This is a genomic window from Candidatus Manganitrophus morganii (genome assembly GCA_021651055.1).
Taxonomy (GTDB): Bacteria; Nitrospirota; Nitrospiria; order SBBL01; family Manganitrophaceae; genus Manganitrophus; species Manganitrophus morganii.
Genome location: JAJHOH010000001.1, coordinates 2,277,857 through 2,292,615, shown reverse-complemented (window position 1 = coordinate 2,292,615; position 14,759 = coordinate 2,277,857). Strand labels below are relative to the sequence as shown.

The window sequence follows — 14,759 nt, the reverse complement described above, 5'->3', positions numbered from 1 at the left end:
TCTCTCAATCGTAGCAAAGGAAGGAGATGTGTCAAGTTTGCCGGGGGGCGTTTGTGATGCGATCCTCTTGCTGCTCCGGCGATCCTGCGGAGAAAAAACGCTGAACCGCTTCGAACCGATCGGTCCGGGGAGAGGGAGGAAGGCTCGCGAGAAAATGCCGGCCGTATTCTTTTCTCGTCACACGGTGATCGAGAATAGCGAGAAGCCCCCGGTCCTCCCGATTCCGGATCAGTCTTCCAATCCCCTGTCGAAGGGAGAGGATCGCGGAGGGCAATTGAAACGTCATGAAGGGATCTTTCCCTTGATCGATCAGCGATTCGATCCGGGCGGCGATGAGGGGGTCGGAAGGAGAGGCAAAAGGGAGTTTGTCGATGATGACGCAGGAGAGCGCTTCCCCTTGAACATCGACCCCCTGCCAGAAGCTGGTCGTTCCGAGGAGAACCGAGGAGACCTCGTTCCGGAACGTTTCGATCAGCGCATGCTTCGGCTGGTCTCCCTGCTTGAGGAGGAGATAGGGAACCCGGGGGGCGATCAATCGATAGACCTCTTCCAGATTTTTCCAGCTGGTGAAGAGGAGAAAGGCTCTCCCTTCACTGGCGGCCAGGATTCGGACGATTTCCTCCGCGATCGCCGGAACAAACGGGGGGCTCGTCGGGCTCGGAAGATGGCTCGGAAGATAAAGGAGCGCTTGTTTTTCGTAGTCAAAGGGGGAGGGAAGAACCGCCTCGTCGGCCTGCTCGATCCCTAGACGCTCTTTCATAAAATCGAAAGCCCCCGTCGCCGTAGGGGCGTATTGCAATACGCCCCGGCTTTGCATACCGGAAGAGAGGGTCGCGGAGGTGAGGACGATCGGGATCTCCTGCTCAAAAAGCTTTTGGCGGAGGAGGGCCGAGACGTCGAGCGGCGACGCATGAAGAAAGACCCCCAGCCTTCGGCTTTCTCCCCAGAAGACGAACGGGGTCGACTCATTCGCCGTCAGAAAGAGCTGCAAGTCGGCCGAGAACAATTCGATCCGCTCCGCAAGATGAGAGAAACCGTTGCTTTTTACCTGCGCGGCGTGGATCTGCTGGCGAAGCAGGTCGAGCGATTGGAGAAGATCGTGCCCGGCGGTGACCGCTTCCCGCGAGAAAAATGCGCGTGTCAGACGGTATCGCTCTTCCCCTCTCCTGAAAAATTGAAAGAAACGGTTCGACTTCGCCAAGATCCGCGCGCACTGGTCGAGATACCCTTTCTCCTGCGGTTGGGAGAAGCGGACCTCCCGCTCGGTGTCGCGGAGGAAATCTTCCACCCGGTAGCTGCTGATCGAAACACCGAAGTATTGGGTGGCGACCTCTTCCAGCAGATGCGCTTCGTCGAAGATCACGGCGTCGTAACGGGGAAGGACCTCCCCGAAGGAAAAATCTTTCAGCGCCAGGTCGGCGAAGAAAAGATGGTGGTTCACGACAATCAGGTCGGATGCGGCGGCCGATTGCTTCATCCGGGTGATGTAGCAGCGGTCGTAGTCGGGACATCCGCTCCCGAGGCAGGCCTCCCCCTTCACGGAAACTTCCGGCCAGAGGGGCGACCCCTCCGGGAGCGCCGTCAATTCGGCCCGATCGCCGGTGGCGGTCTCCATCGACCAGCGGTGGAGCTGTTCAAAATCTGATCCGACTTCCAGGTCGGGAAAGGTCGGCTGCTCCAGAAATTGTCCGAACCGGTGAAGGCAGAGGTAGTTCGCCTTTCCCTTCATCATGCTGTAGGTGAAGCGGCGCGGGAGCGATTGCGCCAGGAGCGGGAGATCTTTTTGGTAGAGCTGGTCCTGAAGGGTTTTGGTCCCGGTGGAAATCACGACCCGTTTTCCGCTGAGGGCGGCCGGAATCAGGTAGGCCCAGGTTTTTCCGGTCCCGGTGGGGGCCTCCACCAAAAGGGTGCTCTGCCCCTCCAGCGCCTCGGCAACCGCGGAAGCCATCCGCATTTGCCCTTCGCGGTATTCGTAACGATTTAAAAGGGTGGAGAGGAGCCCGCCGGGAAGGAAGAGCTTTTGACAGGAATCGGATGATCCGGTATCTTTTATCTTATTCCTCGCCAACAGAAAATCCTTTTTTTGAGGTCGAAATGGCCGAAGGTCAGATCCGGGGAAAGAGCGTCGTCGCCGTCGCGAAAGATATCGCAGAGGGATTCATGGTTCTCAATCCTCTGGTCCTGAAGCGTTTCGAGAAGGAGATGTACAAAACCCTTCATCAACAGCTGAAGAAAGTGCAGCGAGAGGTTCGGTCGGAAAGTTTCCCCACGCACGATACGATGGGGATTCGAAAACGGAACACCCGCCTTCAGCGATTACACACCGCTCTGGTGGTCCTGGAACATGCCGCCAAGGAAAAGCGGATCCCCCTGATGTAGGGGCGCATTCATGGCGCCCTCCGGCCGGGCGTGATATCACACCCCTACAGAAATCATGTCACAAGACGAACTTCCGTCTCGAATCCTACTTTCCCGAATCGGTTGTAATTAAGAAACTCAGTTTCTCCGCCTCCTGAATCCCCTCCGCCGCTTTCTGCGCCTCCGCGCGACTTGGATAATGGCCGATCCGAACCCGATACCGGGTCCCCTTCTCCGGGACCTCGCCGGCCGCGACATAGGCATCATACCCTTTTTTCTTCAACTTTTGGGAAAGGGTCTCCGCCCCTTTCTGGTCTGCAAAGGAAGCCACCTGGATCGTGTAGGCGCCGGAGGGTCCGGAGGTCGGCGGCGGGACGGAAACCTTCTTGGGGTCGCTCTTTTTTTCCGGCGGCCGCTTTGTTTTTTGGGCTGCCGGCTTGGTCTCTTTCTTCGGCTGCAGCGCGACGTTTTTCTTTTCTTTGTCCTTCAAGGTATCGAAGAAGGTCAAATCCTCTTTTGGGATCGGATTGCCGGGGGCCTGAGCGGACAGATCTCTCTTGGGAGGAGGTGGTGATGCTGGGAAGGGTTCCGGCTTTGAATCAAACCGCATCTCTCCCGCCTTCAGCGCAGGATCTTGAACCACCGGCTCTTCCTTCTCCGAAAGCTCCGTCGAAGCGGCCGGGCTTTGATCGGGTGTCAGCTGGCTCACCGGTGGGGAGGGGGGGGGCTCCGGGCTTTCCTCTTTTGTTCGGAAGACAAAAACGAGCGTGAGAAAAACCAAAACCCCCAGCAGGCCGATCATAAAATAGGGGGGCTTCTTCTTCGGGCCCATTCCTTCGTCTTCTCGCTTCAAATCCTTCAAGTCACGCATGCAAAACCCCCTTCCTGACAAAAAAGGACTTTTAAAATCGCCTTACAAAATCAGCGTTGCATCGCCGTAGCTGTAAAAGCGGTAGCGCTCCCGGATCGCCTCTTGGTAGACGGTCCGGATCGCCTCGCCTCCGGCAAAGGCGGAAACCAAAACCAAGAGGGTCGATTTCGGAAGATGAAAATTGGTGATCAAACCGTCCACCACTTTGAAAGGATACCCCGGCGTGATGAAGAGCTCGGTCTCCCCGGGCCCGGATTGAACGGTTCCGTCGGACCGGGAGGCGCTCTCCAATGCGCGGGTCGCTGTCGTGCCGACCGCAATCACCCTTCCCCCGTTCCGTCGCGTCGTCTCCACCGCCTCCGCTGTTTCAGAAGGGATATGAAACCACTCCCGATGCATCGGGTGATCGGCGATTTTTTCTTCCCGCATCGGTTGAAAGGTGCCGACGCCGACGTGAAGGGTCACCGTGGCAACTCGTATTCCTTTTCGTTGGATCTCATCTAATAACGCCTTGGTGAAATGAAGCCCGGCGGTCGGGGCCGCGGCGGATCCGGAAACCTTGGCGTAGACCGTCTGATAGCGCTCCCGGTCGGCCGGGTCGCTCCGGCCCGCGCGCTTCTTCACGATGTAGGGCGGAAGTGGAACCTCGCCCCAGCGCTCCAGAAAGGTATCAAGATCAGGGGTTCCCTCCGGCAGTGCGAAGCGGATCTCCTTATGGCCTCCGTCGATCGTCCGAATGATGTGCGCAACAGCTCCCTCTTCGAGGAGAAGCTCAGCCGGGGGGGTGATTTTCCCTTTGATCATTACCTCCCAGGTCTCTTCCTCCAAGGGGCGGAGGAGGAGCATTTCGATAAGTCCCCCCGACTTTTTCTTCGCGCGAAGGCGCGCCGGGAAAACCCGGGTGTCGTTGAGGACGAGAAGGTCCGAAGAGTGCAGATATTCGGGAAGCGACGAGAAGCGCCGATGTTCGATCGTTTCTCTTTTTCGATGGTAGACAAGGAGCCGCGATTGATCCCGCTCGGCCGCGGGCGACGCTGCGATCAGGGAGGGATCAAGGGAATAATCATAAGCCGCAAGGTGCTGTTCATTCTCTAGAGAGATTATTTTATTTCCTCGTACGGTTGCAGCGTAACGCCTGGGTAGTAATATAACAGAATCTCATCAAAATTCAACCCGCTTTCGGCCATCACCTTCGCCCCCCATTGGCAAAGCCCGACGCCGTGTCCGTAGCCCATCCCCCGGATCTGAATTTTTCTTCCAAAACTTTCGATGGTGAACCGGGTGCTCGGAAGGATCTTGTAGCCGAGGGCTTTTCGGAGGTCTTCGGCCTTCACGATCAACTCCCCGCCCGAGTAGAGAATCCGAACGGTCAGCAGCCGTCCGGCCCGGCTCCATTGCAGGGGGGTCAGCGTGGCGATGGCGCCGACCGGATGACCGAGCTTTCCCAAGGCCGCCTCCAGATCATCGAGGGTGATCGTCCGTTTCCATTCGTGATAGGGGGAATCTCGATCGAGCGGACAGCTCACCCCTTTCAGATAGGGAAGGGCGATGTTCCAGCGCTCGGCGGCATCTTCGGTCGGACCGGCGGAGGTGGAGTGAAAGAAGGTCAACGCCAGCCCCCCGTCGTAAGAGAGAATCTGTCCTTTGGTCTGCGCAATCGCAAGCGAAGCGCGGCTGTCTTCGACCGACTCTCCTTTGTAAACCTGTCCGAGGATGGTGTTGACCAGGTCGTACTCTTTTCCCTTTCGGCTTTCTCTCTGATAGAGCGCATAGGTACGGGAGATGACCGCTTGAACTTTCAGCGCTTCCATCTCCCAGTCGGGGGGCATCTCCGCGGGAACGACCCCCTGGAGGTATCGCTCAATATCGATTTCATTGATGACGAGGAGGCCGCCGTTTTTCTTTTTAATCTGGATTGTGCCGTCGTAGAGTTGGCGGTTGATCGCGATCTTGCCGCCGCGCCTGGGTGAAAAGAAAAGGGCTTCTTCCCCCGTTTCCTGTCGATTGAGCGTAATCCCCTTTTGAATCCGGAGATCGGCGGAGGTGATCGGATGTTTGCTGAGGAGGTCGCCCGAGGCGGTCTTGACGAAAAAACCTTCACCGGAGGTGACGAGCACCTGCGCGGCATTCTCCAGGAGGGCCACACGGATCGTCTCCCCGGCCCATGCGGCCGTCGGGAGGGAAAAGAGAAGGAGGGCGATCAGTATCGAATGCATTACCTTCGACTCAACAGCCAGAAGATCAGCGAGAGGACGATGCTGATGAGAATGCTGGTAGCGATTGGAAAATAAAAAGTCACGTTGCGCCGTTGAATGAGGATATCGCCGGGAAGGCGGCCGAGGCCGGGGATCTTCCCCGCGAGGAGAACGATGCCGCCGAGAAGGGCGAGGATCAACCCGAGAAAAATGAGGATGCGCCCGATGTCGGCCATCTGATCCTCCTTATTTTGCCTTGCTGATTTCCAACATCCGATCGATCGCCGTCTTTGCGCGCACGGCGACCGACGGGGGAACGGCGATCGGAAACTGCATCTCCTCCAAGGACCAGAGGAGCTTCTCGAGGGTATTCACCTTCATGTGGGCGCAATCGCACCACTTGCAGGCGGGAATGAATTCTTTGTCCGGATTTTCTTTCTGAAGCCGGTGCAGAATGCCGATCTCGGTCGCGACGATCACTTCGCTGTGATCGGTTTTTCTCGCCTCGGTGCAGATCCCGCTGGTCGAAAGGACCTGATCGGCCATGGCGCTCACCTGGGGGGTGCATTCCGGATGGGCCAGGACCAATGCGTCGGGATGTTCCGACTTCGCCTCCGCCAGTTCGGAGGTCATGATCCGAAAATGGGTGGGGCAATAGCCGTTGTATAAAATCAGCTTTCGGCCGGTCTGCCGCTCGACGTGGGCGCCCAAGAACTGGTCGGGGATGAAGATCACCTCCCGATCGGCCGGAATCGATTGAACCACCTTCGCCGCGTTCGAGGAGGTGCAGCAGATGTCCGACTCGGCCTTCACTTCGGCGCTGGAGTTGACATAGCAGACGACGACCGCGCCGGGGTGCTTCGCCTTCAACGCCCGGACCTCCGTCGCCGTGATCATCTCCGACATCCCGCAGCCGGCATCGAGATCGGGAAGCAGCACCGTTTGATTGGGACAGAGGACCGCCGCCGTCTCCGCCATAAAATGAACGCCGCAAAAGACGATCACTTCCGCGTTGGTCTGCGCCGCCTTCTGAGAGAGCTCCAGCGAGTCGCCTATGAAGTCGGCGACATCCTGGATCTCCCCGATCTGATAATTATGGGCGATGATGATCGCCTGCCGCTCTCTTTTGAGCCGCTCGATCTTGGCGATCAGACGTTTTTCGGTGGCGACACTCATCCATCAATCCTATGAGAAAAGTGAATTTAGTTTAACATAGGGGGGGTGGCTGATCAAGCAGCAAAGCGGGCCCCTTTTGGAATCTTTCCCGATCATTTCCAAGTCTTTATGCCGCTCCGGCGGTTTGTGATCACACGGGGTTTCCAGGGCGGGTCTTCCCTAAAGTTGCATCAGAGAAGAGGCCATGCCGTAAAACAACCTAGTGGCAGAAACCGCTTCCTGAATCGACCACCCGCATCCGTCCGGGAAAGAGCATCGCGATGAATTCCCACTGATACGTCCCGTCGTTGAGGACCAACCGCAAGACACCGTAAGCCCGGTTATATCTGAATTCACTGTTGGCCGCCGTTGTCCTGAAGCGGTCGAGGCCCGCCCCGCCGGTCCCGACCACGAAGGCTCGAATTCCCCTGCCGGGATCGGCCGCGCCGTCAGGCGTTTGCGGCGCAAAGCGCTCGTAGACGTGATCGTGTCCCGCGAGGACGATCTCCGCCTTCGCTTCGTAGAGGGCCTGCCAGACCGGCTTCATGGCGGCCTTGCCGCGCCTCCCGGAGCTGAAGAGCGGATGGTGCCAATAGGCCAGCGTGCATCGCTTGGGATGGCTTGCCAGATCGGCCCGCAGCCACGCCTCCTGAGGAGAGCCGGCGCTCACATCGATGTTGCTGTTGAGAACGATGATATGCCACCCCCCGAGGTCGTAACTGTAATAGCCTTTATCCGGCTCGCCCGCTTTGGCGCCGAAGTAATCAAAATACCCGGCGGCGCCGGAGGTCCGGTAGTCGTGATTTCCGGGGGAAGGACGGGTCCGCTCCTTATGCCGGCCCCAAAAAGGATCGTAGCAGTCGGCGAAGTCTTCAGCAGACCCTTCCGGATAGGCGTTGTCCCCCGTCGTGAAAACCAGGCCGGGGATCCGATCGAGCAGCCGGGCGGTCGCCTGATTGCCCTTCCAGAGACAATGGCCGATGTCCCCGGCGCCGACCAGAACGGAGGAGCCCTCCGGTACGGAGAGAGACGCGGGCGCGGGAAAGCGTGCACATCCGAAGAGAAAAAGCGGGAAGAGGATGAGGAGAAATAAAGAGAGACGTCCAAAAGGGATGCGGCGTATTCTGGGGGGGACCGGATCCATCGAATCACCGGGCGGCAGGTGTCATTCGGCGCGATTTACGCGATTTAGAAGAAACGAGATAAAAGCGCCTATCGGATCAACGCCTCGGCGATCTGCACCGCGTTGAGCGCCGCCCCCTTTCGCAGGTTATCTCCGACCACCCAGAGATTCAGGCCGTTCGGAACGGAGCGGTCTTCGCGCACGCGGCCGACGTAGACGTCATCCTGTCCGGCGACATCGATCGGTGTGGGATAAAGCTTGCGGCCCGGATCGTCCATCACGATCACGCCGGGAAAGGCGGAGAGAAGCGCGCGCGCTTCGTTCGGCAGAAGCTTCTTTTCGGTTTCAATGTTGACCGCCTCGCAGTGGGCGCGGAAGACCGGGACGCGGGTCGTCGTGGCGGTGATCCGGATCGCATCGTCCCCCATGATCTTCTTCGTCTCGTTGACGATCTTGGTCTCTTCTTCGGTATACCCCGTCTCCGGATCGGCATCCCAGTTGACGATGCAGTTGAAGGCGATCTGCTGCGGGTAGACCTTGCATTCAACCTCTTGGAAATTCATCAGGGCGCGCGTCTGCTCCATCAGCTCTTGCATCGCCTCTTTCCCGGTCCCGGAGACCGACTGATAGGTCGTCACGATCACCCGCTTGATCCGGGCGGCGTCGTGGAGCGGCTTAAGCGCCATGACGAGCTGGGCGGTGGAACAGTTGGGGTTGGCGATGATGCCGCGATGGTTTGCCAGGGTGTGGCCGTTGACCTCCGGCACCACGAGCGGGACGGCCGGCTCCATCCGGAAGGCGCTTGAATTGTCGATCACGACGGCGCCGGCCTTCACCGCGTGCGGGGAGAACTTTTTGCTGAGGTCGCCGCCGGTCGCGCCGAGGACGATGTCGATCCCGTTGAAAACCTCTTCGCTCAGTTTCTGGACAACGATGTCTTTGTTTCTAAAAGTGAGGGTGGAGCCGGCCGACCGCTCCGACGCAAAAAGGTGGAGCGCCTCAACCGGGAACTGCCGCTCCTCCAAAATCTCAACCATCTCCTGTCCGACGACCCCCGTCGCCCCCATGACGGCGACGTGATACGCGTTCTTTTTCTGAAGCGCCATAAGCGTTCCCCTCTTACTTGAGTTCTTCCAAAATCCGGCGGCCCATCTCGACGCATCCGACTTTCTTCGTCCCCTCGGAGTAGATGTCGGCCGTCCGATAACCTTTTTCCAGGACCCGGACCACCGCCGCCTCGATGGCGGCACCCTCTTTATCGAGCCCGAAGGAGTACTGCAGCATCATCGCGGCGGAGAGGATCGTGGCGATCGGATTGGCGAGGTCCTTCCCGGCGATGTCGGGGGCGCTTCCATGAATCGGCTCGTACATCCCCCGCAGACCCTTCCCATCCGCTCGCTCTCCCATGCTGGCGGAGGGGAGCATCCCGATCGAGCCGGTCAACATCGCCGCCTCATCGGAGAGAATATCCCCGAAGAGATTCGTCGTGACCAACACATCGAACTGCTTCGGGTTTCGGATCAGCTGCATCGCGCAATTGTCGACGTACATATGGCTGAGCGCCACATCGGGATACCCCTTGTGGACTTCGGTGACGACCTTGCGCCAGAGCTCGGTCGCTTCCAAGACATTGGCCTTGTCGACCGACATCACCTTCTTCCGCCGCTTCCGGGCGACCTCGAAGGCGACTTTGGCGATCCGGACAATCTCCGGCGTTGTGTAGACTTCGGTGTTGATCCCTCGTTCGCCTCCCTCGTATTTCTCCACCCCGCGCGGCTTGCCGAAATAGATCCCGCCGGTCAGCTCGCGGACCACCAGCAGATCGATCCCGTCGATCACCTCCCGCTTGAGGGTCGACGCATCGGCGAGCATTGGAAAAAGCTTTGCCGGCCGGAGATTGGCATAGAGTCCCAGTTTCTCGCGCAATCCGAGCAGCGCCCGCTCGGGGCGGATCGAATAATCGAGCCCCTCCCACTTCGGCCCCCCGACGGCGCCGAGCAAAACGGCATCGGCCTCAAGCGCCAATTTGAGGGTCTCCTCGGGAAGGGGCTTCCCGAACTGATCGATCGCCGTTCCGCCGACAATGGCATTTTGAAATTCGAACCGATGTCCGAATTTTTTACCGATGGACTCCAAGACGGCCACCGCTTGGGGAACGATTTCCTGGCCGATCCCGTCTCCGGGGAGAACGGTAATCCGATACGCTTTTGTCATCTTCCTGGTCCTTTTGAATTTTAAAAGTAATATTGAGCGTCTTTTAGATTAATCCGACCTTCGGCTCGGCTTTCCCCCCGCGTGCGGCGCGCGCGGCGAGCTTGTTGAGAGCATTGAGATACGCTCGGGCCGAGGCGATGATGATATCGGTGTCGGCGCCGTGTCCCATGGCGGTCTTGCCTTCCTCCTCGATGGAAACGGAGACTTCGCCCAATGCGTCGGTCCCGCCGGTGATCCCCTTGACGTTGTACGAGAGAAGACGGCTCTTCGTCTGGGTGATCGCCGCAATGGTCCGATACGCGGCATCGACCGGACCGTCCCCCTTGCCGACCATCTTATGGACGGTCTCCCCGATCGACATCTCGACCGTGGCGGTGGGGGTGACATCACTCCCGCTCTCCACATGAATCGCGATGAGCTTATAGGTTTCGGAGGGGCGGTCCATCTCTTCCGTGATGATCGTCTCGAGGTCCTCTTCGAAGATCTCCTTCTTCTGATCGGCGAGACGCTTGAGCCGCTCGAACGCCTGGTCGAGCTCGGCCTCGTTCGGATGATAGCCCATCTCTTCCAGCCGCTTTTTGAAGGCGTGGCGGCCGGAATGCTTGCCGAGAACGATATGGGTCTTGCCGGCCCCGACCGACTCGGGCCGCATGATTTCGTAGGTCATTTTCTCCTTGAGCAGCCCGTCTTGATGAATTCCCGACTCGTGCGCAAAGGCGTTGGCCCCGACGATCGCCTTGTTCGGCTGAACCATCATCCCGGTGATCTTGCTAACAAGACGGCTCGACTTGGTGATCTCTTCGGTATTGATCTTCGTATCGGCGCCGAAGAGATCTTTGCGGGTCCGAAGCGCCATGACGACCTCTTCGAGCGAGGCGTTCCCGGCCCGCTCTCCGATGCCGTTGATGGTGCACTCCACCTGCCCCGCCCCGGCCAAAATGGCGGCGATGGAGTTGGCCACCGCCAGCCCCAGATCATTATGGCAGTGGACGGAGATGACCGCCTGATCGATATTGGGAACGCGCTTGCGGATCGCTTCGATCAGCCGCCCGAAATCCTGCGGGATCGCGTAGCCGACCGTGTCCGGGATGTTGACCGTCTTGGCCCCCGCGGCGATGACGGCCTCCAAAACTTCACAGAGATAGGTTTCATCGGAGCGGGTGGCATCCATCGGGGAGAACTCGACATCCTCGACATAACCGCGCGCGTGCGCGACCATCTCAACCGCGCGTTTGAGCGCCTCCTCCCGTGTGAGCCGGAACTGATGCTTCAGATGAATATCGGAGGTGGAGATGAAGGTGTGAATCCGGACCTTGCCTCCCCCCTTCAGCGCCTCCCAGGCGCTGTCGATGTCGGCCGGCTTGGCGCGGGCAAGACTGCAGACGGTCGGCCCTTCGACCTCGTTGGCGATCGTCCGGACCGCTTCAAAGTCTCCGGGCGAGCTGTAGGCGAATCCGGCTTCGATGATATCGACCCCCAATCGGGCCAGCTGCTTGGCGATCGAGAGCTTTTCCTCGACATTCATGCTGGCGCCGGGAGATTGCTCTCCATCGCGAAGGGTGGTATCGAAAATTTGAATCATCCGTGACATCGCATCTGCCTCAATTGTGAATGAATAAATAAATGGCCTTCACCCATGGACGAAGGCCAGTCTACCTAAATGGACTCCTGAATGAAAGCGAGTCCAATTTTAGTTTTTAAGGAAAATCTCCTTGTCCTCGATATCCTCGACCCCTTCGCCGGCGGGGGGAGGCGCTTCGCCCGTCTTCTTGGAAAGGCGGTTGTAGAGGGCGACGACCGGTTTCTCAGTGATTCCTGAGAGGACATAGATTGCGAAGAGGGAGAAGAGCATCACCTGAGGAGCGGTCACCAGGACCAAAAGGACCAGGACCAGGCTGACCAAAACGCCGAACGGCTTTCGATCCTTCAAGTTGAATTTTTTGAAGCTGCGATAACGGATATTGCTGACCATTAAGAAGGCGAGCATATAGGTGACCGCCAAGGTCAACGCGGGACGGATCTCTTTGCCAAAGTGGAGAATATAACTGTCGAGCATGACCAGGGTGGCGATCAGGCTTGCCGCCGCCGGAATCGGCAGCCCGACGAAGTCGGTCGATTCCGGGCCGGAGACCTGGACGTTAAAGCGGGCAAGTCGGAGCGCGCCGCAGACGATGAAGAGGAAGACCGCAACCCAGCCGAGGCGTCCATAGCCGCTCAAGGCCCAGGAATAAATCAAAAGACCGGGGGCCACGCCGAAGGAGACCAGATCGGCCAGAGAGTCGTATTCGACCCCGAACCGACTGGTCGTTTTGGTCAGACGGGCGAGCTTGCCGTCGAGTGAATCGAAAATAGAAGCGACTAAAATGGCAATGGCAGCCATGACATACTCGGCGTTGAAAACGGCGATAATCGCGAAGACACCGCAGAAGAGGTTTCCGCTGGTGAAGAGGTTGGGAATAATGTAGATCCCCTTCCGTCTTAGCTCCTTCATTTCCGGCCTTTTTTTCTGATTCATCTTAAAATTCCCAGAATGGTTTCGCCTCCCCGGACCTTTTGTCCCATGGAGACGCGAATTTCCGTCTCAATCGGAAGAAAGAGGTCGACGCGGGAGCCGAAACGGATCAGGCCGAATCGCTCGCCCCGATTCAAGACACTTCCTTCTTTTATCCAGCAGACAATCCGCCGGGCGATCAGCCCTGCGATTTGAATGCAGACGACCCGCTTCCCGGACGGCATCTCCATCACGACCGCATTTTGCTCATTCTCGAGCGATGCCTTCGGCACGTTCGCCGCAAAGAAACGTCCGGCGTTATAAAAAACGCCGATCACCTTTCCGGCAACGGGGACCCGGTTGATGTGGACATTAAAAACATTGAGAAAGATGCTGATCTTGATCGCCGGTTTATTGAGAAAACGCCCTTCCTCCGTTCGCGAGATATCGACAACCTTCCCATCGGCCGGAGAGACCAACGCCCCCTCTGTTTGCGGAACAGATCGACGGGGGTCCCTGAAGAACCAGATGCAAAAGAGAGTGAGCGTCCCGAAGAACCACCCTGCCGCCGGGCCGAGGAAGAGTCCCCCCAGCAGGGTGAAGAACGCTCCGCTTGCAATAAATATGAAGCCCTCTTTTGCGATCGGAAATTGTGTTTCTTCTGTCATGCTCAACCTCGTCCGGTCCGGAATGCCCAAAATGCTTACGGTTCCGATTCTATCATTTTGGGGAAGAAAAATATAGCCCGGGGCGGGAGGTTAATTCTTGCTCCGGTCGACAAGTCGATCCTTCTTGAGCCAAGGCATCATCGCACGAAGCTTCTCCCCGACCTGCTCGATCGGATGGGCCTCCCCTTTCTTTGCAAGGGCATTGAAGACCGGTCTTCGCGCCCTGTTCTCCAGGATCCACTCCTTGGCGAACTGGCCGCTCTGGATCTCGTTGAGGATCTTCTTCATCTCTTTTTTGGTCTCATCTGTGACGATCCGCGGCCCCCGCGTCAGATCGCCGTAACGGGCCGTGTTCGAAATAGAGTAGCGCATATTCGAGATGCCGCCCTCATAAACCAAATCGACGATGAGCTTCACCTCATGCAGGCATTCGAAGTAGGCCATCTCCGGAGAATAGCCGGCCTCAATGAGGGTCTCATACCCGGCTGTAATTAATGACGTCAGCCCGCCGCAGAGAACGGCCTGCTCTCCGAAAAGATCGGTCTCGGTCTCTTCCCGGAAGTTTGTTTCCAGCACACCGGCCCGCGTCCCGCCGATTCCTTTGGCATAAGCGAGGGCGATCGCCTTGGTCTGCTTGGAAGGATCTTGATGGATTGCAATTAAGCTCGGGACGCCGCTTCCCTTTGTAAATTCCGAGCGCACCAGGTGCCCCGGTCCCTTGGGCGCCACCATGAAGACGTTGATATCCTCGCGTGGAACGACCTGTCCGAAGTGGATATTAAATCCATGGGCAAACGCCACATAAGCCCCGGTCTTGAGATTGGGGGCGATCTCGTTCTGGTAGAGATCACCGGCAACCTCATCCGGGGTGAGGATCATGACGATCTCGGACGACTTCACCGCGTCGGCGACCGGCATGACCTTGAGTCCGGCACGCGCCGCTTTGTCCCAGGAACGCCCCTCGCGCAAACCGATGACGACCTTCAGCCCGCTGTCCATGAGGTTCAAAGCGTGGGCATGTCCCTGGCTGCCATATCCGACAATGGCGATCTGTTTCTCTCTCAACAGGGAGGTATCGGCGTCTTGATCATAATAAATTTTCATGGAATCCCCTTAGTTATACGGATGGACTGTGGAAATAAATCTTATTTTGACACCATCTTTTTCTCTCGTTCTTCCTTCGAGGAGATGGTCTTGATCTCTTCACGGGCGATGGCGATCCGGCCGGTTCGAATCAACTCCTTGATCCCGAGCGGCCGGAGCAGATTGATGATCGCGTCAATTTTTTGCACATCGCCGGTAATTTCGATCGTATAGGTGTTCGGCGTGGAGTCGACGATTTTTGCCCGAAAGATATCGGCGACCCGGAGCGCTTCGGCGCGGTCCTGCTCGCGGGTGTTGATTTTGATGAGTGCCGTCTCCCGCTCAACATACTCTTTTTCCGTGAGATCGACCACCTTGATCACATCGACGAGTTTGTTCAGCTGTTTGGTGATCTGCTCGATGATCCGGTCGTCCCCCTGCGTCACGATGGTCATCATGGAGACCGTCGGATCGAGCGTCGGCCCCACGGAGAGGCTCTCAATGTTGAAGCCCCGGCCTGAAAAAAGGCCGGAGACACGGGAGAGAACGCCAAATTTGTTCTCGACCAAAACGGAAATAATGTGTTGCATGAATCCTCATC

The 14,759-nt window shown here is 58.0% G+C and carries 15 protein-coding genes; 1 reads left to right on the top strand and 14 read right to left on the bottom strand.

Annotated features, from left to right (window positions below; genetic code table 11):
* Positions 1 to 31 precede the first annotated feature (31 nt).
* Positions 32 to 2,068 (bottom strand): ATP-dependent DNA helicase, encoded by a 2,037-nt coding sequence (locus MCM46_10480; protein ID MCG3112233.1) that lies wholly within the window; start codon positions 2,066 to 2,068, stop codon positions 32 to 34.
* Positions 2,069 to 2,094: 26 nt separating this feature from the next.
* Here MCM46_10480 and MCM46_10475 point away from each other — a divergent pair, with 26 nt between their 5' ends.
* Entirely contained in the window at positions 2,095 to 2,379 is a 285-nt protein-coding gene (locus MCM46_10475; GenBank protein ID MCG3112232.1) for a hypothetical protein, read from the top strand.
* An 85-nt stretch (positions 2,380 to 2,464) separates the two neighbouring features.
* Here MCM46_10475 and MCM46_10470 read toward each other — a convergent pair whose 3' ends face one another.
* From MCM46_10470 to ilvN, 13 genes are all read right to left on the bottom strand, one after another.
* Positions 2,465 to 3,229: an SPOR domain-containing protein gene (locus MCM46_10470; GenBank protein MCG3112231.1), complete on the bottom strand. Its 765-nt coding sequence runs from the start codon at positions 3,227 to 3,229 to the stop codon at positions 2,465 to 2,467.
* Between the two features lie 42 nt (positions 3,230 to 3,271).
* The gene (queA, locus tag MCM46_10465) at positions 3,272 to 4,270 is read right to left on the bottom strand and encodes a tRNA preQ1(34) S-adenosylmethionine ribosyltransferase-isomerase QueA (protein ID MCG3112230.1); all 999 of its coding nucleotides are present in this window, start codon (positions 4,268 to 4,270) and stop codon (positions 3,272 to 3,274) included.
* 59 nt (positions 4,271 to 4,329) lie between these two features.
* Positions 4,330 to 5,445 (bottom strand): SpoIID/LytB domain-containing protein, encoded by a 1,116-nt coding sequence (locus MCM46_10460; GenBank protein ID MCG3112229.1) that lies wholly within the window; start codon positions 5,443 to 5,445, stop codon positions 4,330 to 4,332.
* Positions 5,445 to 5,660 carry a DUF2905 domain-containing protein gene (locus MCM46_10455; protein MCG3112228.1) on the bottom strand — a complete coding sequence of 72 codons (216 nt, stop codon included), beginning with the start codon at positions 5,658 to 5,660 and terminating at the stop codon, positions 5,445 to 5,447. The genes MCM46_10460 and MCM46_10455 overlap by 1 nt, the downstream gene beginning before the upstream one ends.
* A gap of 10 nt (positions 5,661 to 5,670) precedes the next feature.
* A complete protein-coding gene (gene nadA, locus MCM46_10450; protein ID MCG3112227.1) occupies positions 5,671 to 6,600 on the bottom strand; it encodes a quinolinate synthase NadA in 930 nt (309 codons plus the stop codon).
* A 199-nt stretch (positions 6,601 to 6,799) separates the two neighbouring features.
* Complete coding sequence (locus MCM46_10445; protein ID MCG3112226.1) at positions 6,800 to 7,723, bottom strand: metallophosphoesterase; 924 nt, start codon at positions 7,721 to 7,723, stop codon at positions 6,800 to 6,802.
* Positions 7,724 to 7,791: 68 nt separating this feature from the next.
* Entirely contained in the window at positions 7,792 to 8,808 is a 1,017-nt protein-coding gene (locus MCM46_10440; GenBank protein ID MCG3112225.1) for an aspartate-semialdehyde dehydrogenase, read from the bottom strand.
* 13 nt (positions 8,809 to 8,821) lie between these two features.
* The gene (leuB, locus tag MCM46_10435) at positions 8,822 to 9,916 is read right to left on the bottom strand and encodes a 3-isopropylmalate dehydrogenase (GenBank protein ID MCG3112224.1); all 1,095 of its coding nucleotides are present in this window, start codon (positions 9,914 to 9,916) and stop codon (positions 8,822 to 8,824) included.
* Positions 9,917 to 9,959: 43 nt separating this feature from the next.
* Positions 9,960 to 11,507 (bottom strand): 2-isopropylmalate synthase, encoded by a 1,548-nt coding sequence (locus MCM46_10430; GenBank protein ID MCG3112223.1) that lies wholly within the window; start codon positions 11,505 to 11,507, stop codon positions 9,960 to 9,962.
* 99 nt (positions 11,508 to 11,606) lie between these two features.
* Entirely contained in the window at positions 11,607 to 12,431 is an 825-nt protein-coding gene (pssA, locus tag MCM46_10425) for a CDP-diacylglycerol--serine O-phosphatidyltransferase (GenBank protein ID MCG3112222.1), read from the bottom strand.
* Positions 12,428 to 13,075, bottom strand: coding sequence for a phosphatidylserine decarboxylase family protein (locus MCM46_10420; GenBank protein ID MCG3112221.1), 648 nt, complete (start codon positions 13,073 to 13,075; stop codon positions 12,428 to 12,430). The genes pssA and MCM46_10420 overlap by 4 nt, the downstream gene beginning before the upstream one ends.
* A 90-nt stretch (positions 13,076 to 13,165) precedes the next feature.
* A complete protein-coding gene (gene ilvC, locus MCM46_10415; GenBank protein ID MCG3112220.1) occupies positions 13,166 to 14,179 on the bottom strand; it encodes a ketol-acid reductoisomerase in 1,014 nt (337 codons plus the stop codon).
* Positions 14,180 to 14,220: 41 nt separating this feature from the next.
* Complete coding sequence (gene ilvN, locus MCM46_10410; protein MCG3112219.1) at positions 14,221 to 14,748, bottom strand: acetolactate synthase small subunit; 528 nt, start codon at positions 14,746 to 14,748, stop codon at positions 14,221 to 14,223.
* Between the last annotated feature and the right edge of the window lie 11 nt (positions 14,749 to 14,759).

Bases quoted from the DNA above. Each gene is read 5' to 3' on its own strand.
- MCM46_10475 (MCG3112232.1), top strand. From the start codon at position 2,095: ATGGCCGAAGGTCAGATCCGGGGAAAGAGCGTCGTCGCCGTCGCGAAA.
- leuB (MCG3112224.1), bottom strand. From the start codon at position 9,916: ATGACAAAAGCGTATCGGATTACCGTTCTCCCCGGAGACGGGATCGGC.
- MCM46_10420 (MCG3112221.1), bottom strand. From the start codon at position 13,075: ATGACAGAAGAAACACAATTTCCGATCGCAAAAGAGGGCTTCATATTT.
- pssA (MCG3112222.1), bottom strand. From the start codon at position 12,431: ATGAATCAGAAAAAAAGGCCGGAAATGAAGGAGCTAAGACGGAAGGGG.
- MCM46_10455 (MCG3112228.1), bottom strand. From the start codon at position 5,660: ATGGCCGACATCGGGCGCATCCTCATTTTTCTCGGGTTGATCCTCGCC.
- nadA (MCG3112227.1), bottom strand. From the start codon at position 6,600: ATGAGTGTCGCCACCGAAAAACGTCTGATCGCCAAGATCGAGCGGCTC.
- MCM46_10445 (MCG3112226.1), bottom strand. From the start codon at position 7,723: ATGGATCCGGTCCCCCCCAGAATACGCCGCATCCCTTTTGGACGTCTC.
- ilvC (MCG3112220.1), bottom strand. From the start codon at position 14,179: ATGAAAATTTATTATGATCAAGACGCCGATACCTCCCTGTTGAGAGAG.
- MCM46_10460 (MCG3112229.1), bottom strand. From the start codon at position 5,445: ATGCATTCGATACTGATCGCCCTCCTTCTCTTTTCCCTCCCGACGGCC.
- MCM46_10470 (MCG3112231.1), bottom strand. From the start codon at position 3,229: ATGCGTGACTTGAAGGATTTGAAGCGAGAAGACGAAGGAATGGGCCCG.
- MCM46_10440 (MCG3112225.1), bottom strand. From the start codon at position 8,808: ATGGCGCTTCAGAAAAAGAACGCGTATCACGTCGCCGTCATGGGGGCG.
- MCM46_10430 (MCG3112223.1), bottom strand. From the start codon at position 11,507: ATGTCACGGATGATTCAAATTTTCGATACCACCCTTCGCGATGGAGAG.
- ilvN (MCG3112219.1), bottom strand. From the start codon at position 14,748: ATGCAACACATTATTTCCGTTTTGGTCGAGAACAAATTTGGCGTTCTC.